Source organism: Bacillus sp. 9.4 (genome assembly GCF_055486415.1).
The window spans coordinates 678,696-694,114 of record NZ_JBVFMU010000003.1 but is presented as its reverse complement, the minus strand read 5'-3'; the positions used below and the strand labels follow the sequence as shown (position 1 = coordinate 694,114).

The following is a 15,419-nucleotide window of genomic DNA, read 5'->3' as shown; positions in this document are numbered from 1 at the left end:
AAATGGAAAGAAGTTTATCAATGGAATTGGTACGTGTGACCGAAGCTGCGGCATTGGCATCAGCAAGATGGATGGGCCGGGGAAAAAAAGATGAGGCTGATGAAGCGGCAACAAGTGCAATGAGAGACGTTTTTGATACAGTGCCGATGAAAGGGACTGTTGTAATCGGTGAAGGGGAAATGGACGAAGCGCCAATGCTGTATATCGGGGAAAAACTCGGAAACGGGTACGGCCCGCGCGTGGATGTCGCAGTTGACCCTCTTGAAGGCACAAACATCTTAGCAAGCGGCGGCTGGAATGCGCTGACGGTTATCGCGGTCGCAGACCATGGCACGCTTCTGAATGCTCCTGACATGTATATGCAAAAAATCGCAGTCGGTCCGGAAGCGGTGGGCTGCATTGACATCGAAGCACCTGTCATTGACAATCTTAAAGCGGTGGCAAAAGCGAAAAACAAGGACGTTGAGGACGTCGTTGCCACAATTTTAAACCGTGAAAGACACGCAAAAATCATTTCCGAGCTTCGTGAGGCCGGCGCCAGAATCAAATTGATCAATGACGGCGATGTCGCAGGCGCCATCAACACGGCTTTCGACCACACGGGCGTTGATATCCTGTTCGGATCAGGCGGCGCTCCTGAGGGTGTGCTTTCCGCTGTTGCGCTAAAAGCACTCGGCGGAGAAATCATTGGTAAACTTCTTCCGCAAAGCGAAGAAGAAATCACTCGCTGTCACAAAATGGGCCTTGATTTAAGCAAAGTCCTTCGCATGGAAGACCTTGTGAAGGGTGATGACGCGATTTTTGCAGCTACAGGGGTTACTGACGGCGAGCTGTTAAAAGGAGTTCAATTCAAAGGCTCTGTCGGTACAACTGAAAGCTTAGTTATCCGTGCAAAATCGGGCACTGTTCGTTTCGTTGACGGCAGACACAGCTTGAAAAAGAAACCAAATCTTGTAATCCGTCCATAACAAACAGAAAAAGCGGGTGTGAGCCCGCTTTAACTTTTGCAGAAAAGCGTCAACTCTATCAATTCCGTGTCAAAACCTTATTTCAGTTGAATAATTTTTTGAAATAAGGTAAAAATAAAGAGTGCTGCGAATTTTACTGCGTAATACCTTCTTTTAAGCACTAGGAAAGTTTCAATTTCTACCGCATACAGACGATATAAGTATTGATCTTCTCATGTTTTTGTCCTCGCTTCCTTCAAAACTCATTAAGACAATCCTTTTAACAAAAGCGCCGATCATGGGTGGAAGTGTTACCGATAGAAGTTCCTTTATGTTAAAAAAAGAATGTGCTTTGGCGGATGTTGTGCAAAAGCAGCAGATGACATGTTCAGAGTAAGATATTGACTATGAAAAGCGTGGTGTTTTTATGAAAGACGTATCTATTTCCTCTTTGGAAAATATGAAATTGAAAGAGCTTTATGAACTTGCAAGACATTATAAAATCTCCTATTACAGCAAACTGACAAAAAAAGAACTCATTTTCGCCATTCTGAAAGCGAATGCAGAACAGGAAGATCTGCTGTTTATGGAAGGCGTTCTTGAGATCATCCAGTCTGAAGGTTTCGGCTTCCTGAGACCGATCAACTACTCTCCAAGCTCAGAAGACATTTACATCTCAGCTTCACAAATCCGCCGTTTCGATTTGCGGAACGGAGACAAAGTATCAGGCAAGGTTCGCCCGCCAAAAGAAAATGAGCGTTACTATGGACTTTTGCACGTTGAAGCAGTAAATGGGGATGATCCCGAATCTGCAAAAGAGCGTGTGCATTTCCCGGCTCTTACGCCACTTTATCCGGATCGTCAAATGGTGCTTGAAACAAAGCCGAACTTCTTGTCTACAAGAATTATGGACATGATGGCGCCGGTTGGATTTGGACAGCGCGGATTGATTGTTGCGCCGCCGAAAGCCGGAAAAACGATGCTGCTGAAGGAAATTGCCAACAGCATTACAGCGAACCAGCCTGAAGCAGAGCTGATCGTGCTTTTAATTGACGAAAGACCTGAGGAAGTAACCGATATCGAGCGCTCTGTAGCTGGGGATGTCGTCAGCTCAACGTTTGATGAAGTGCCGGAAAACCATATCAAAGTGGCCGAACTTGTGCTTGAACGTGCGATGCGTCTCGTGGAACACAAAAAAGACGTCATTATCCTGATGGACAGCATCACACGGCTTGCCCGCGCCTACAACTTAGTGATTCCGCCAAGCGGAAGAACTCTTTCCGGGGGGATTGACCCAGCGGCGTTCCACCGTCCGAAACGCTTCTTCGGGGCTGCGAGAAATATCGAAGAGGGCGGCAGCTTAACCATCCTTGCTACGGCTCTGGTCGATACAGGTTCACGTATGGATGATGTCATTTATGAAGAATTCAAGGGAACAGGCAACATGGAACTCCATCTTGACCGCTCTCTTGCCGAGCGCCGCATCTTCCCTGCCATCGATATCCGCCGTTCAGGAACGCGCAAAGAAGAGCTGCTTGTGCCTAAAGAGCATCTTGATCGTTTATGGTCTATCCGCAAAACGATGTCTGATTCACCTGATTTCGCAGAAAAGTTCATGAGAAAAATGAAAAAAACCAAAACAAACCAGGAATTTTTCGATATTCTCAATCAAGAATGGAAACAGGCAAATCTATCATCTGCAAGAAGGTAAATTGTATTTGCAAAAGAAGTAAATCACTGATATAATTTTCTCATATGCGTTTCGGACAATGCTCCGAAATAATAACTCTGTTTCCACACGGGATTCAGGGCGGAAGGAGATGGATACAATGAAAGCAGGAATTCATCCTAATTTCAAAAAAGCAACAGTTAAATGCGCTTGCGGAAATGAATTTGAAACAGGCTCAGTAAAAGAAGAGGTACGCGTTGAGATTTGCTCTGAATGCCACCCATTCTACACTGGCCGTCAAAAATTCGCTTCTGCTGATGGTCGTGTTGATCGCTTTAACAAAAAATACGGTCTTAAGTAATAATAGATTTCTCAACAGGCAAGCAGCAGTCTTGCCTGTTTTTTATATTGTCTAAAACACAGCTGGCAGAGAGAGGGGAGCGAAGCCTATGTACATAATGAAACAAAGCGGGTGGCTTGAGCTGATTTGCGGCAGCATGTTCTCAGGGAAATCTGAAGAGCTGATCAGAAGAGTGAAGAGAGCAACTTATGCCAAGCAGGAAGTCAGGGTATTTAAGCCTGTAATTGATAACCGATACAGCGAAGCTGCTGTTGTCTCCCATAATGGAACATCGATGACGAGCTATGCCATTTCGTCTGCTGCGGACATTTGGGATCACATCAGTGAAAGTACAGATGTGGTTGCGGTTGATGAAGTGCAGTTTTTTGATCAGGAAATTGTTGAGGTTTTATCATCTCTTGCCGATAAAGGCTACCGTGTGATAGCAGCAGGCCTTGATATGGATTTTAGGGGAGAGCCGTTCGGTGTCGTCCCGAATATCATGGCGATTGCGGAAAGTGTGACAAAGCTGCAAGCCGTCTGTTCTGTTTGCGGATCACCGGCGAGCAGAACACAGCGCCTCATTGACGGCAAACCTGCTTCTTACGATGATCCGGTCATTTTGGTTGGTGCATCTGAATCATATGAAGCAAGATGCAGACATCATCACGAAGTCCCAGGAAAATCTAAAAAATAGTCCAAAACATGGGTATAAAGATAGAATGCACCGGCTAAAAACACCGGTGTTTTTTTTATATTCTGATAATATTCAATTAAAAAATTTAAATAAGTATATTAAAAAATTAAGTAATTTTCTTCCCTTGAATTTTGATTTTGACAGGCATACAATAGCTTACGTAATGTAAATAGTTTTGAGACATTGTTCGAATAATTGTCACAAAGTCGCATAAAGATCATGATCGGTCATATTTTAGATGGGTTATTACTTAACTTGGTTAACTATTTCAAGAAAGAAGGAGATTTGCTTGAATAACATAAAAAAAACGAAAGAAGGCCACTTAGAAACAACTCTTAGAGGAAAAGAAGTTTTATCTATTCCTACTTTAAATAAAGGCGTTGCTTTTTCACTAGAAGAAAGACAAGAACTCGGCTTAGAAGGGCTTCTGCCGCCAACTGTACTTTCTCTTGATCAACAAGCACAACGCGCGTACGAGCAATTCCAAGCGCAGCCTGACCGCCTTCGTCAAAATGTTTACTTAAGTGATCTTGCAAACCGTAACGAAGTTCTTTTCTATAAATTGCTGAAAAACCATCTTCGCGAAATGCTTCCTGTTGTGTACACGCCAACAGTTGGTGAAGCGATTCAGGAATACAGCCATGAATATAGAAGACCTCAAGGAATCTACTTGTCAATCGATAATATTGACGGTATTGAAAAAGCGTTTGAAAACCTTCATGCGACAGCAGGCGATATTGATCTTATCGTTGCTACTGACTCCGAAAGCATTCTCGGTATCGGTGACTGGGGTGTAGGCGGTATTAATATCGCAATCGGTAAATTGGCTGTTTACACTGCTGCAGCCGGTATTGACCCTAGCCGTGTTATCCCGGTTGTGCTTGATGTCGGTACGAACAACGAAAAACTTCTAAACGATCCTTTATATATTGGTAACAAGCATGAACGTGTTCAAGGTGAACGCTACGAAGCTTTCATTGACGCTTATGTAAAAGCTGCATTGAAATTCTTCCCTAAAGCGCTTCTTCACTGGGAAGACCTTGGCAACAAAAATGCACGCAACATCATGAAAAAATACAATCATGAAATCCTGACATTTAATGATGATATTCAAGGTACTGGCGCGATTACACTTGCAGGTGTGCTTGCCGCTATGAAGAAAACCGGCGCTTCTATTAAAGATCAGCGTGTTGTTATCTTCGGTGCTGGTTCTGCTGGTATCGGTATTGCTGATCAAATCCGTGACACAATGGTGCTAGCCGGATTATCTGAAGAAGAAGCTAACAAACGTTTCTACACACTTGATTACAGAGGCTTGCTGACTGAAGACATCGAAGGCATCCTTGATTTCCAAAAACCTTACCTTCGCAATGCGGATGAAGTGAAAGACTGGAAGCGCGATGAAAAAGGTCAAATTCCATTCGATGAAGTGGTTCGTCAAGCGAAGCCAACGATCTTGATTGGTACTTCAGGGGTTTCAGGTGCATTCACAGAGGAAATTGTAAAAGAAATGGCATCTCACGTAGACCGTCCGGTTATCATGCCGATGTCTAACCCGACTCACCTTGCTGAAGCTGTTCCTGAAGATCTGTTCAAATGGACTGACGGAAAAGTGCTTATTGCAACAGGAAGCCCATTTGACAATGTAGAATACAACGGTGTTTCTTATGAAATCGGACAATCTAACAACGCATTCGCGTTCCCTGGTCTTGGACTTGGTTCAATTGTAGCTGAAGCGCGTATCATTACACCTGCTATGTTTGCAGCAACTGCTGATGCGATTGCTGAAATGGTTGATCTTGAAACACCTGGAGCAGGATTGCTTCCAAGCATTGATAAGCTTCAAGAGGTTTCTATCCAAGTTGCGATTGCCGTTGCTGAAGCAGCAATTAAAGATGGCGTGGCAAATCGTCAGCCTGAAGATGTGAAACAAGCGGTACTTGATGCAATGTGGACACCTGAATACAAAAAAGTCATCGCGAAATAATTAGCGAGTAAATTTTTCTGTCCGAGGGAAAGCTTTTTGTAAAGCTAAAGTATACGGACATAGGATTTGGAGGAGAATATTTTGAGCATCTTAGATATCTTAATCCTCCTGGCGCCGATCTTCTTTGTTATCGTGCTGGGTTGGTTTGCAGGACATTTTGGAAGTTATGATGCCAAGTCGGCAAAAGGGGTAAGTACGTTAGTAACGAAATACGCACTTCCAGCTCACTTTATCGCTGGTATTTTGACAACTTCCAGAAGTGAATTTTTATCACAAGTACCTTTAATGATTTCTTTAATTATTGGGATTGTTGGTTTCTATATCATCATTCTTTTGGTTTGCAGATTTATTTTCAAGTATGATTTAACGAACTCATCTGTATTTTCTTTGAACTCTGCACAGCCGACATTCGCATTTATGGGTATCCCGGTATTGGGAAGCTTATTCGGAGCGAATGAAGTTGCGATTCCGATCGCGGTCACAGGTATCGTGGTTAACGCGATTCTTGATCCGCTCGCGATCATTATCGCTACTGTTGGTGAGTCTTCTAAGAAAAACGAAGAGAGTGGCGACAGCTTCTGGAAGATGACAGGAAAATCAATCCTGCATGGTCTTTGTGAGCCGCTTGCAGCTGCTCCGTTAATCAGTATGATCTTAGTGCTGGTTTTCAATTTCACTCTTCCTGAGCTGGGTGTTAAAATGCTTGATCAGCTTGGAAGTACAACATCTGGTGTTGCTCTCTTCGCTGTTGGTGTTACCGTTGGTATTCGTAAAATTAAACTCAGTATGCCGGCTATCGGTATTGCGTTACTAAAAGTTGCGGTTCAGCCTGCGTTAATGTTCTTGATTGCTCTTGCTATCGGACTTCCGGCTGACCAAACAACAAAAGCAATTCTTCTTGTTGCATTCCCTGGTTCTGCCGTTGCAGCCATGATTGCGACTCGTTTCGAGAAACAAGAAGAAGAAACTGCAACTGCGTTTGTGGTCAGTGCGATTCTGTCATTGATTTCACTTCCAATCATTATCGCGCTTACTGCGTAACAAAAAAGCTCCCTTTACGGGAGCTTTTTGCTTTAGGTTTGAAATTTGAACAGTGACAGCAGCGGTTTTTTTCTTGTTTTGGTTTTTTCAGAAGCAGCAGCAGTCTCGGGGATCGGCTGAGCGGTGAATTCTTTCATTTGTGAGGTCAGTGATTGCAGATCTGCAAGAATATCATCGATTTCTCTGCGGTGCTGAAGCAGCTGGTAAGATACACCTTCATCGGCTTTTTGTTTCAGCTGGCGTTCCAGTTCCGACATCCTTGCCATCAATTCGCTTTCGTCCTGCCTTTGCTGTAAAAGGGTGTCCAGCTTTTGTTCAAGCTGCTCGATTCTTCGTTCTGTGTCGCTACTTGTTTTTTGGACAAGGAAGCCTGTGCGCTTTTTAGCGCTTTTCGGCAGATGAATATCCTGAATCGCCGTGCCTTCAGAGATTTGTTTTTGAACGGATTTTAGAACCTTCACGTCTTCTGCCGTGAACGAATAGTGTCCGAGCTCATTGCGTTCGGCCGGAAGATTCAGCTGCTTCACCCACCGCTGCACCGTTTTTGCGGAGACGCCGAGTTCACTTGCTACCATATTTGTATTCATGATCCCATACCTCCTTTTAAGCTAGGTATTCGACCATAGAATGCGGTTCCCTTCCCGTTAGACAAAACAAGAAAAGATTCGGCAAAGAAAGTGGGTATCTCCTTTTTTTCTTCAAAAACTGTTATTGTTCATACAGTTCTAATGGAAGCTGGTCAGGATCAAAAAAGAAGGTGAAACGCTTGCCGGTCAGCGGATCTGTTCTGATTGGCTCTGTTTCGATTCCTTTTTCATGAAGCTCCTGAACCGCCTTATCCAAGCTGCCGACTGTAAAGGCGAGGTGGCGCAGGCCTGCGGCTTCAGGCCGGGTTTGTCGTTCGGGCGGATCGGGAAACGAGAACAGCTCAATGACATACGAGCCGTTAAGCGACAAATCAAGCTTATAGGAGCCACGCTCTTCGCGGTACGTTTCTTGAATCACCTGAAAACCAAGCTTATGTACGTAGAAAGCTTTCGACTTTTCGTAATCTGAACATATGATTGCAATATGATGTATGGATTTCAGCAACATCATCCCTCCTCGAATTCCAGTATAGCAGAGGGAGCTTTTCCAGCTGGGATTGAAATGCTTTTGACTGGGGTTAATCACTATACTATAATGAGAATGTTACGCACAGGAAAACAGAGGTGAAGACCGTGTTAGACCGTTTAAAATCAATTGAAGAACGATACGAGAAATTAAATGAGCTTTTGAGCGATCCAGAAGTAGTCAACGATCCGAAAAAGCTAAGAGAATATTCAAAAGAGCAATCTGATATACAAGAAACAGTTGACGTATATAGACAATACAGAGATGCGTCAGAACAGCTGGCTGATGCAAAAGCGATGCTTGAAGAGAAGCTGGATGCTGAGATGCGCGACATGGTGAAGGAAGAGATTTCTGAACTTCAGAAGGAAACGGAAACACTGTCCGAACGCCTGAAGGTGCTCCTGATCCCGAAAGATCCTAATGACGACAAAAACGTTATCATGGAGATCCGCGGGGCTGCGGGAGGCGAGGAAGCCGCTTTATTCGCGGGCAACCTGTACAGAATGTATTCCCGTTATGCTGAGCTTCAAGGCTGGAAAACAGAGGTCATGGAAGCGAATGTAACCGGAACGGGCGGCTACAAAGAGATCATCTTTATGATTACAGGAAGCGGCGCGTATTCTAAACTCAAATATGAAAACGGCGCCCACCGCGTGCAGCGTGTTCCGGAAACGGAATCCGGCGGCCGTATCCATACATCCACTGCAACAGTGGCATGTCTTCCTGAGGCAGAAGAGGTAGAGGTTGACATCCATGAGAAGGATATCCGTGTCGATACGTTTGCTTCAAGCGGACCGGGCGGACAAAGCGTTAACACAACAATGTCTGCGGTTCGTCTGACTCACTTGCCGACAGGTGTTGTTGTATCATGCCAAGACGAAAAATCTCAAATTAAGAACAAAGAAAAAGCAATGAAGGTTCTCCGTGCCAGAATCTATGATAAATTTCAGCAGGAAGCCCAGGCTGAATATGATCAAACACGGAAATCAGCAGTCGGATCTGGTGACCGCTCTGAACGTATCCGCACATACAACTTCCCGCAAAACCGTGTGACGGATCACAGAATCGGTTTGACGATTCAAAAGCTTGATCAGATTCTTGAAGGAAAACTTGACGAAGTGGTTGAAGCGCTGATTGTTGAAGATCAGGCAAGCAAGCTTCAGCAGTCGGAAGGTTAAGATGAAGACGATATTCGAAGCCCTGAAATGGGCTTCTTCTTATTTAACCGAAGCGGGAAGAGAAGAAAATGCTGCCGAGCTCCTATTGCTTTATGATACCGGAATGGAGAGAAGCAAACTGCTCGCAAGCTTACAGGAACCGATTGGTGAAGACGAACTGTATCGCTTTAAGCGTCACGTTGAGATGCATAAAGAGGGAGTGCCGGTTCAATACATTATAGGAAAAGAGTTTTTTTATGGACGGGAATTTATGGTGAATGATGATGTGCTGATCCCGCGGCCGGAAACTGAAGAAGTTGTCTTTCATTTGCTTGAAAAATATCGGAGTGTCTTTTCTGAAGACGGCAAGCTCGAAGTTGTTGACGTTGGTACAGGGAGCGGCGCAATAGCCGTCACGCTTGCGCTTGAAAACCAAAGTTTTTCTGTGTCGGCGGTCGATATTTCGAAAGAGGCGCTGCAAGTCGCCTCTGCCAATGCAGAAAAACTCGGAGCGAATGTGCGCTTTTATCAGGGCGATCTGCTTGAGCCTTTTATTAAGGCGGGAAAAAAAGCGGATATCATTGTCTCAAACCCGCCATATATTTCAGAGAAAGAAATGGCTGATCTATCGGAAATTGTCCGTTTTCATGAGCCGCTGCACGCTCTCACCGATGGTGGAGACGGGCTGAAATTTTATAAGCGGTTTATGGAAGACATTCCGCTTGTCATGAAGGATAAAGTATTTGTCGTTTTTGAAATCGGATGGAACCAGGGAGCGGCGGTCAAAGACCTGATCCTCAAGGCGTTTAAGGGAGCGGAAGTGGAAGTGCTGAAAGATATTAATGGAAAAGACAGAACCATATGCGCTCTGATTCATAAAAATAAATAAGCAGCTTGCTGGCGAGTGAATGGATCAAGCTGTTTAACACCAGCAAAGGGGATGTAAACATGAAAAAGGCCCTGACAGCAGGAATCCTGCTCATTGCGATTGAGAGCATGATTGGCACCATTTTTCCGCAGGCTCTTTCATATGAAGCGATTTTTGGCGTTGCGTCTCTCGTTTTAGTGGGGCTCGCGATCATTACATCGGGTTTGGCTGTAAGCGGAAGCGATCAGCGGGCAAACTACCATTCAGAAACCAAAGAAGGCCGTACATCTCGCATGAAAATGGCGGCCGCTTTCTTTGTTGCGGCGATACCTTCCATTCTATGTTATTTGCTGACGATATTGTTTTAATAAAAAAGGAAGCCTCTTAGGCTTCCTTTTTTTGCAGTAAAACAGAATCCCATATCCAATAGATAAGAGCTGTTAATACAGCGAAAAGATAAAAGGCTGTATTTTGAAACAGAGATTGTCCCGAAGGCTGAAGCACGCCGAAAATGATCGCGTTGGCAATAAAAGCAGCGGCAAGGTAATACAGCAGATACAAAGGGCTGAACCGTTTCGGCTTTTTATTCATCATGATTTGAAGCGGCAGTGCGAAGATCAAATAAGGAAACAGAAAATAAAATGCCATTGTGATGAGAGCGGCAATGATAAATGAATGAATATAAATTACTGAATAAAGAACGGACATCGTGAATGCTGATAACAGCACTGTATAATTGTATTTCATCTTAAACCTCCTAAAACACTATCGTACCATAAATAAGATTAACAGCTTGCTAGATTTTTTTCACCCTGCACGTTTACCCCCGGCTCTCCTTGTCCATAATAGGGCTAGAAACAAAGCACGGAGAGGAACGGTGGGGACCGATGAAAAAAACAGTAATCATTTGTATATATATCTTTCTTTTACTATCTGGAGCGCTCGTAGGGCTGGCAAAAGAAGAGACGGCACAGAAATCGGAAAATCAGCCGGTGGTCATACCGGATCAGGCGATTCGTCTGAGAATATTGGCAAACAGCGATAGTGACCAAGACCAGCAATTAAAACGTCATATAAGAGACGCGGTGAATAAAGAAATCACAACTTGGGTAAAGGATATTACTTCTATTGAAGAAGCGCGTCGCGTGATTCGTTCAAAGCTGCCTGAAATCAAAGCAATTGCAAAGGAAACAATGGAGAAAGAAGGAGCGAATCAGTCGATATCCGTTGATTTTGACAAAATCTCGTTTCCGACAAAGCTTTACGGCAACATGGTATATCCTGCCGGTGAGTATGAAGCGATTTTGATTACGCTTGGAAACGGAGACGGCGCCAACTGGTGGTGTGTGCTGTTCCCGCCCCTCTGCTTTCTCGATTTTTCTAACGGGGAAGCCGTCAAAGAACAAGAAGATAAAGAAGCCTCAAAAAAGCAGACTGAAAAAGTGCTTGAGGACGTAACCGCTAAAGCGGAAAAAGCCAAAAAAGAAGAGAACGAAGAGAAAGAAGACGGCACAGAAGTGAAATTCTTTTTAGTCGAATGGATTTCCGACCTTTTTTCCTAATCATCTGGTCTAAAAATAGATTTGCCTCATAGATTGGAAGAAAGAACGCAAAAACGGGGTGAACGGATGTTTTATCAACTGCGGGTGGCAAGGGAAAAAGACGGAGATGTGCTCGAGGCATTTTTAAAACAGGCGAAAACCAGCTATGAAGGTGTGAAAGAAGGCTTCACTCAATTTCTTATGCTGGAGGACAGTGAGAAAAACATTGCCGGATGCCTCGGTATTGAAAAAATAAGCTGTGACCAGGGGCTGCTGCGATCACTTGTCATATCGGACAAGCTTCACCAAGGCCATATCGTCACGCTTTTTCAAAGCATGGAGGTGCTGTGCGAAAAGCATCAGATCAAAACCGTGTACCTAGTAGCAAATCAGCATTCCTCTGCGGATTTTCTGACGGCCATGGGTTTTGAAAGAGCTGATAGTGTACCGGAGGAGCTGTTTTCTTCTGATCACTTCTGTGAATCGCGGCAAACAGAAGGAGCCGTTTTGATGAAAAAAGCGTCTGGATAAGTGCAGTTTATACACATACTTATCCACTTCTTTATTAGCGTTGTCCACAATTTGTGGATAACGCTTGTTTTATTACAGGACATCTTTTATACTTTCAAAAGGATTACACGCGTAAAACAATCGTTTTATTGTTGTGAATAAGGAGTTTGGTCAGAAATGAAAACGAAAAGATGGTTTGTGGATGTAACTGACGAGTTATCCACAAATGATCCACAAATTACACAAGCAGCCGCTTTGCTCCGAGAAAATGAGGTCGTTGCCTTTCCGACAGAAACAGTATATGGCCTAGGCGCAAACGCAAAAAATACGGATGCCGTCAAAAAAATATATGAGGCGAAAGGGCGGCCGAGCGATAATCCCCTGATTGTCCACATTGCGGATATCAGCCAGCTTGAGGATTTAACGGGCCCAGCGCCGGAAAGGGCGAAAACATTGATGAAACGGTTTTGGCCGGGAGCACTTACGCTCATTCTGCCTTGCAAACCTGGTGCGCTTTCACCTCGTGTAACGGCAGGTCTTGAAACGGTTGCCATTAGAATGCCGGATCATCCGCTTGCTCTTGCATTGATTCGCGAATCGGGACTGCCGATTGCAGCACCGAGCGCCAATCTATCAGGCAAGCCAAGTCCCACAAAAGCGGAGCATGTGGCACACGACTTGGATGGCCGCATAGCCGGTATTATGGATGGAGGCCCTACCGGAATCGGGGTCGAATCAACCGTGCTTTCATGTGCGGACGACATCCCTGTTCTCCTGCGTCCTGGCGGCATTACGAAGGAACAAATTGAAGCGGTGATCGGGCCGATTCATGTGGATAAAGGGCTCAGCGATCAAAACGAGAAGCCGATTTCTCCAGGGATGAAATATACACATTATGCGCCGACAGCGCCTCTTGCCATTTGCGAAGGCAGCCCAGAGCGCATTCAGCACCTCATTCAAGAATATCAACAGGGCGGAAGACGGGTCGGTGTCCTGACGACAGAAGAAAACGCGGGCGTTTATTCCGCTGATTATGTGAAGAGCTGCGGAAGACGGGCTCAGCTTGAGACTGTTGCGGCAGGGCTGTATGATGCTTTGCGCAGCTTTGATGAGAATAAGGTGGACTTTATTATTGCGGAATCCTTTCCGGACACAGGTGTCGGTCTCGCTATTATGAACAGGCTGATGAAAGCCGCCGGAGGAAGAGTGATTCGCTGAAAGCAGTCAGATGTTCTAACCCTTTTTGGACACGCATAGGCTAAAAAAGCGGGGCGTGTCCAAGGGGGTTATTTATGTATGTCGGATTTGTTTATAGGCGAACTGATTACATTAAGCATCATGGCGTTTGCTTTAGGGATGGATGCTTTTTCTGTCGGCCTTGGAATGGGCATGGTCAAACTTAGAAAGAAGCAGATATTCTATATTGGTTTCATCATCGGCCTCTTTCACGTCATCATGCCTCTCGCAGGGATGGCGGCCGGTAACATGCTGTCAGGGCTCCTCGGCGTGTTAGCGGTTTATATCGGTGGGGCGCTGCTTTTTGTTCTTGGGGTTCAAATGCTTATGGCCTCTTTTAAACAGTCAGAAGAACGATTCATGTCACCGGCAGGGCCGGGCTTATTGCTGTTTGCCATCGGCGTCAGCCTTGACAGCTTTTCCGTCGGCTTGAGCTTGGGGATATACGGCTCGCATCCGCTCCTCACAATTACCCTGTTCGGGCTGTTCAGCATGATGTTGACATGGCTGGGCCTGCTAGTCGGAAAACAAGTGCAGTCATGGCTTGGCACATACAGCGAAGCGCTCGGGGGCATCATATTAATCGTGTTTGGACTAAAGCTGCTTTTGCCAATTTAATATACCAATAAAAGAAACGAAGTCGCCGTTTCTTTTTTCTTCATATATAATAGAGAAAAATAAGGGGTGACTGACATGGATATTATTTTTGTCTGTACTGGAAATACGTGCCGCAGCCCAATGGCTGAGGCGCTTTTTAAATCAATTGCAGAAATGGAAGGGCTGAATGTCAATGTCCGCTCGGCAGGCGTGTTTGCTTCGCCTAATGGGAAAGCGACGCCTCATGCAGTCGAAGCGCTGTTTGAAAAACACATTGCCCTTAATCATGTGTCTTCTCCATTAACTGAAGAACTTATGGAATCGGCTGATTTGGTTCTGGCTATGACCCATCAGCACAAACAGATCATTGCCAGCCAATTTGGACGTTATCGTGATAAAGTGTTTACGTTAAAAGAATATGTTACAGGCAGCCATGGTGATGTCATCGATCCGTTCGGCGGCTCAATTGACATCTATAAACAAACGCGAGATGAGCTTGAAGAGCTTCTTCGGCAGCTGGCAAAACAGCTGAAAAAAGACCGTAGATAAGTTGTCAGAAAATCTGCAAACAGGTCATTTGCAAATCCTGCGTGAAGGAGTAGAATATAGTGAAAAGCACATCATATGGTGTGAATCAAAGAGCGGACAGGCTGCGCGGTCAATAAAGCGGGCGGGCCGCATCACACACGCTGGGAGGAAAAGCAGATGAAAGTAGCCATTGCATCGGATCATGGCGGCGTTCACATTCGAAATGAAATCAAAGAGTTAATGGACGAATTGCAAATTGAATATATTGATATGGGCTGTGACTGCGGCAGCGGCTCTGTCGATTATCCGGATTATGCTTTTCCGGTGGCCGAAAAAGTGGTTAGCGGCGAAGTTGACAGAGGCATTTTAATTTGCGGGACAGGCATCGGCATGAGCATTTCCGCTAATAAAGTAAAAGGGATTCGCTGCGCGCTGGCGCACGATACCTTCAGCGCGAAGGCGACGAGGGAGCATAATGACACAAACATCCTTGCGATGGGTGAACGGGTGATCGGACCTGGTTTGGCTCGGGAAATCGCAAAAATCTGGCTGACTACTGAGTTTACCGGGGGAAGACACCAAACGCGTATTGGAAAAATCTCAGATTATGAAGAGAAAAACCTGTAGGGGTGCTGTTTAATGAATGAGTTGAAACAAACGTGGAAGACGATGCTGTCTGAGTTTCAGGAGCAAGCGGAATTGAAACAAGATCAGCTCTTCGTCCTTGGATGCAGCACGAGCGAAGTGGCCGGCAGCCGGATCGGCACATCGGGCAGTGTAGATATCGCTGAAAGCATCTACAGCGGACTTGCCGAGCTTCGGGAAAAAACGGGAATCCATCTGGCATTTCAATGCTGCGAGCATTTAAACAGAGCGCTTGTCGTCGAAGCAGAAACGGCCAAGCTGTTCAGGCTTCCAACCGTTTCCGCCGTGCCCGTTCCAAAAGCGGGCGGAGCGATGGCGTCTTATGCGTTTAAGCAGATGAAGTCTCCTGTTCTTGTTGAAACCATTCAGGCTGACGCCGGAATTGATATAGGCGATACGTTTATCGGCATGCATCTGAAGCCGGTGGCTGTCCCTGTGCGTGTCTCTCAAAACAGCCTCGGTTCAGCTCATGTGACATTGGCGCGTACACGGCCGAAACTAATCGGCGGAGTGCGGGCGGTTTATGAGTGCGAATGAAAGGAC

At 45.3% G+C, this 15,419-nt stretch carries 20 protein-coding genes; 17 read left to right on the top strand and 3 right to left on the bottom strand.

Translation table 11 applies throughout. The features are described from left to right. Nucleotides 1-2: 2 nt before the first annotated feature. The 7 genes from glpX (at nt 3) to ACZ07B_RS15515 (ending at nt 6,681) form a co-directional block, all read left to right on the top strand. Nucleotides 3-968, top strand: a complete 966-nt coding sequence (gene glpX, locus ACZ07B_RS15545; RefSeq protein WP_003242962.1) for a class II fructose-bisphosphatase — start codon at nt 3-5, stop codon at nt 966-968. 214 nt (nt 969-1,182) lie between these two features. Continuing rightward, on the top strand, nt 1,183-1,344 hold the full coding sequence (locus ACZ07B_RS15540) for a hypothetical protein (protein WP_003227632.1): 162 nt from the start codon (nt 1,183-1,185) through the stop codon (nt 1,342-1,344). A 30-nt stretch (nt 1,345-1,374) separates the two neighbouring features. Continuing rightward, nucleotides 1,375-2,658, top strand: coding sequence for a transcription termination factor Rho (gene rho, locus ACZ07B_RS15535; RefSeq protein ID WP_003221939.1), 1,284 nt, complete (start codon nt 1,375-1,377; stop codon nt 2,656-2,658). Nucleotides 2,659-2,776: 118 nt separating this feature from the next. After that, a complete protein-coding gene (gene rpmE, locus ACZ07B_RS15530; protein WP_003151132.1) occupies nt 2,777-2,977 on the top strand; it encodes a 50S ribosomal protein L31 in 201 nt (66 codons plus the stop codon). Nucleotides 2,978-3,065: 88 nt separating this feature from the next. After that, complete coding sequence (locus ACZ07B_RS15525; RefSeq protein WP_024572668.1) at nt 3,066-3,653, top strand: thymidine kinase; 588 nt, start codon at nt 3,066-3,068, stop codon at nt 3,651-3,653. Nucleotides 3,654-3,942: 289 nt separating this feature from the next. Continuing rightward, a complete protein-coding gene (gene malS, locus ACZ07B_RS15520; protein WP_003244309.1) occupies nt 3,943-5,640 on the top strand; it encodes an oxaloacetate-decarboxylating malate dehydrogenase in 1,698 nt (565 codons plus the stop codon). Between the two features lie 81 nt (nt 5,641-5,721). After that, nucleotides 5,722-6,681: an AEC family transporter gene (locus ACZ07B_RS15515; RefSeq protein ID WP_003242497.1), complete on the top strand. Its 960-nt coding sequence runs from the start codon at nt 5,722-5,724 to the stop codon at nt 6,679-6,681. Between the two features lie 32 nt (nt 6,682-6,713). On the opposite strand, the gene racA is transcribed toward ACZ07B_RS15515, so the two are convergent. Next, nucleotides 6,714-7,268 carry a chromosome-anchoring protein RacA gene (gene racA, locus ACZ07B_RS15510; RefSeq protein ID WP_015251007.1) on the bottom strand — a complete coding sequence of 185 codons (555 nt, stop codon included), beginning with the start codon at nt 7,266-7,268 and terminating at the stop codon, nt 6,714-6,716. A gap of 121 nt (nt 7,269-7,389) precedes the next feature. Beyond that, complete coding sequence (gloA2, locus tag ACZ07B_RS15505) at nt 7,390-7,776, bottom strand: SMU1112c/YaeR family gloxylase I-like metalloprotein (protein ID WP_003227644.1); 387 nt, start codon at nt 7,774-7,776, stop codon at nt 7,390-7,392. Nucleotides 7,777-7,901: 125 nt separating this feature from the next. Here gloA2 and prfA point away from each other — a divergent pair, with 125 nt between their 5' ends. Genes prfA through ACZ07B_RS15490 form a run of 3 tightly spaced genes read left to right on the top strand, consistent with a single transcriptional unit; the run spans nt 7,902 to nt 10,187 of the window. Further along, on the top strand, nt 7,902-8,972 hold the full coding sequence (gene prfA, locus ACZ07B_RS15500; RefSeq protein WP_003227645.1) for a peptide chain release factor 1: 1,071 nt from the start codon (nt 7,902-7,904) through the stop codon (nt 8,970-8,972). Between the two features lies 1 nt (nt 8,973). Beyond that, the gene (gene prmC / locus ACZ07B_RS15495) at nt 8,974-9,840 is read left to right on the top strand and encodes a peptide chain release factor N(5)-glutamine methyltransferase (protein ID WP_153255443.1); all 867 of its coding nucleotides are present in this window, start codon (nt 8,974-8,976) and stop codon (nt 9,838-9,840) included. 59 nt (nt 9,841-9,899) lie between these two features. Next, nucleotides 9,900-10,187, top strand: a complete 288-nt coding sequence (locus tag ACZ07B_RS15490; protein WP_003244050.1) for a DUF5316 family protein — start codon at nt 9,900-9,902, stop codon at nt 10,185-10,187. Between the two features lie 16 nt (nt 10,188-10,203). Here the strand turns inward: ACZ07B_RS15490 and ACZ07B_RS15485 are convergent, their stop codons facing one another. Continuing rightward, nucleotides 10,204-10,566, bottom strand: coding sequence for a UPF0715 family protein (locus tag ACZ07B_RS15485; RefSeq protein WP_014478265.1), 363 nt, complete (start codon nt 10,564-10,566; stop codon nt 10,204-10,206). A gap of 140 nt (nt 10,567-10,706) precedes the next feature. Here ACZ07B_RS15485 and spoIIR point away from each other — a divergent pair, with 140 nt between their 5' ends. From spoIIR to ACZ07B_RS15450, 7 genes are all read left to right on the top strand, one after another. Beyond that, nucleotides 10,707-11,381, top strand: coding sequence for a stage II sporulation protein R (spoIIR, locus tag ACZ07B_RS15480; protein ID WP_003227654.1), 675 nt, complete (start codon nt 10,707-10,709; stop codon nt 11,379-11,381). A gap of 66 nt (nt 11,382-11,447) precedes the next feature. Beyond that, the gene (locus ACZ07B_RS15475; RefSeq protein WP_015714871.1) at nt 11,448-11,891 is read left to right on the top strand and encodes a GNAT family N-acetyltransferase; all 444 of its coding nucleotides are present in this window, start codon (nt 11,448-11,450) and stop codon (nt 11,889-11,891) included. Nucleotides 11,892-12,047: 156 nt separating this feature from the next. Beyond that, nucleotides 12,048-13,088 (top strand): L-threonylcarbamoyladenylate synthase, encoded by a 1,041-nt coding sequence (locus ACZ07B_RS15470; RefSeq protein ID WP_124059341.1) that lies wholly within the window; start codon nt 12,048-12,050, stop codon nt 13,086-13,088. 78 nt (nt 13,089-13,166) lie between these two features. Beyond that, on the top strand, nt 13,167-13,724 hold the full coding sequence (locus ACZ07B_RS15465; protein ID WP_003227661.1) for a manganese efflux pump MntP: 558 nt from the start codon (nt 13,167-13,169) through the stop codon (nt 13,722-13,724). Nucleotides 13,725-13,799: 75 nt separating this feature from the next. Then, nucleotides 13,800-14,252, top strand: coding sequence for a protein arginine phosphatase PrpB (gene prpB, locus ACZ07B_RS15460; protein WP_014481190.1), 453 nt, complete (start codon nt 13,800-13,802; stop codon nt 14,250-14,252). Nucleotides 14,253-14,408: 156 nt separating this feature from the next. After that, nucleotides 14,409-14,858, top strand: coding sequence for a ribose 5-phosphate isomerase B (gene rpiB, locus ACZ07B_RS15455; RefSeq protein WP_003221910.1), 450 nt, complete (start codon nt 14,409-14,411; stop codon nt 14,856-14,858). 12 nt (nt 14,859-14,870) lie between these two features. Further along, nucleotides 14,871-15,413, top strand: coding sequence for a TIGR01440 family protein (locus ACZ07B_RS15450; protein ID WP_464877390.1), 543 nt, complete (start codon nt 14,871-14,873; stop codon nt 15,411-15,413). Nucleotides 15,414-15,419 lie beyond the last annotated feature (6 nt).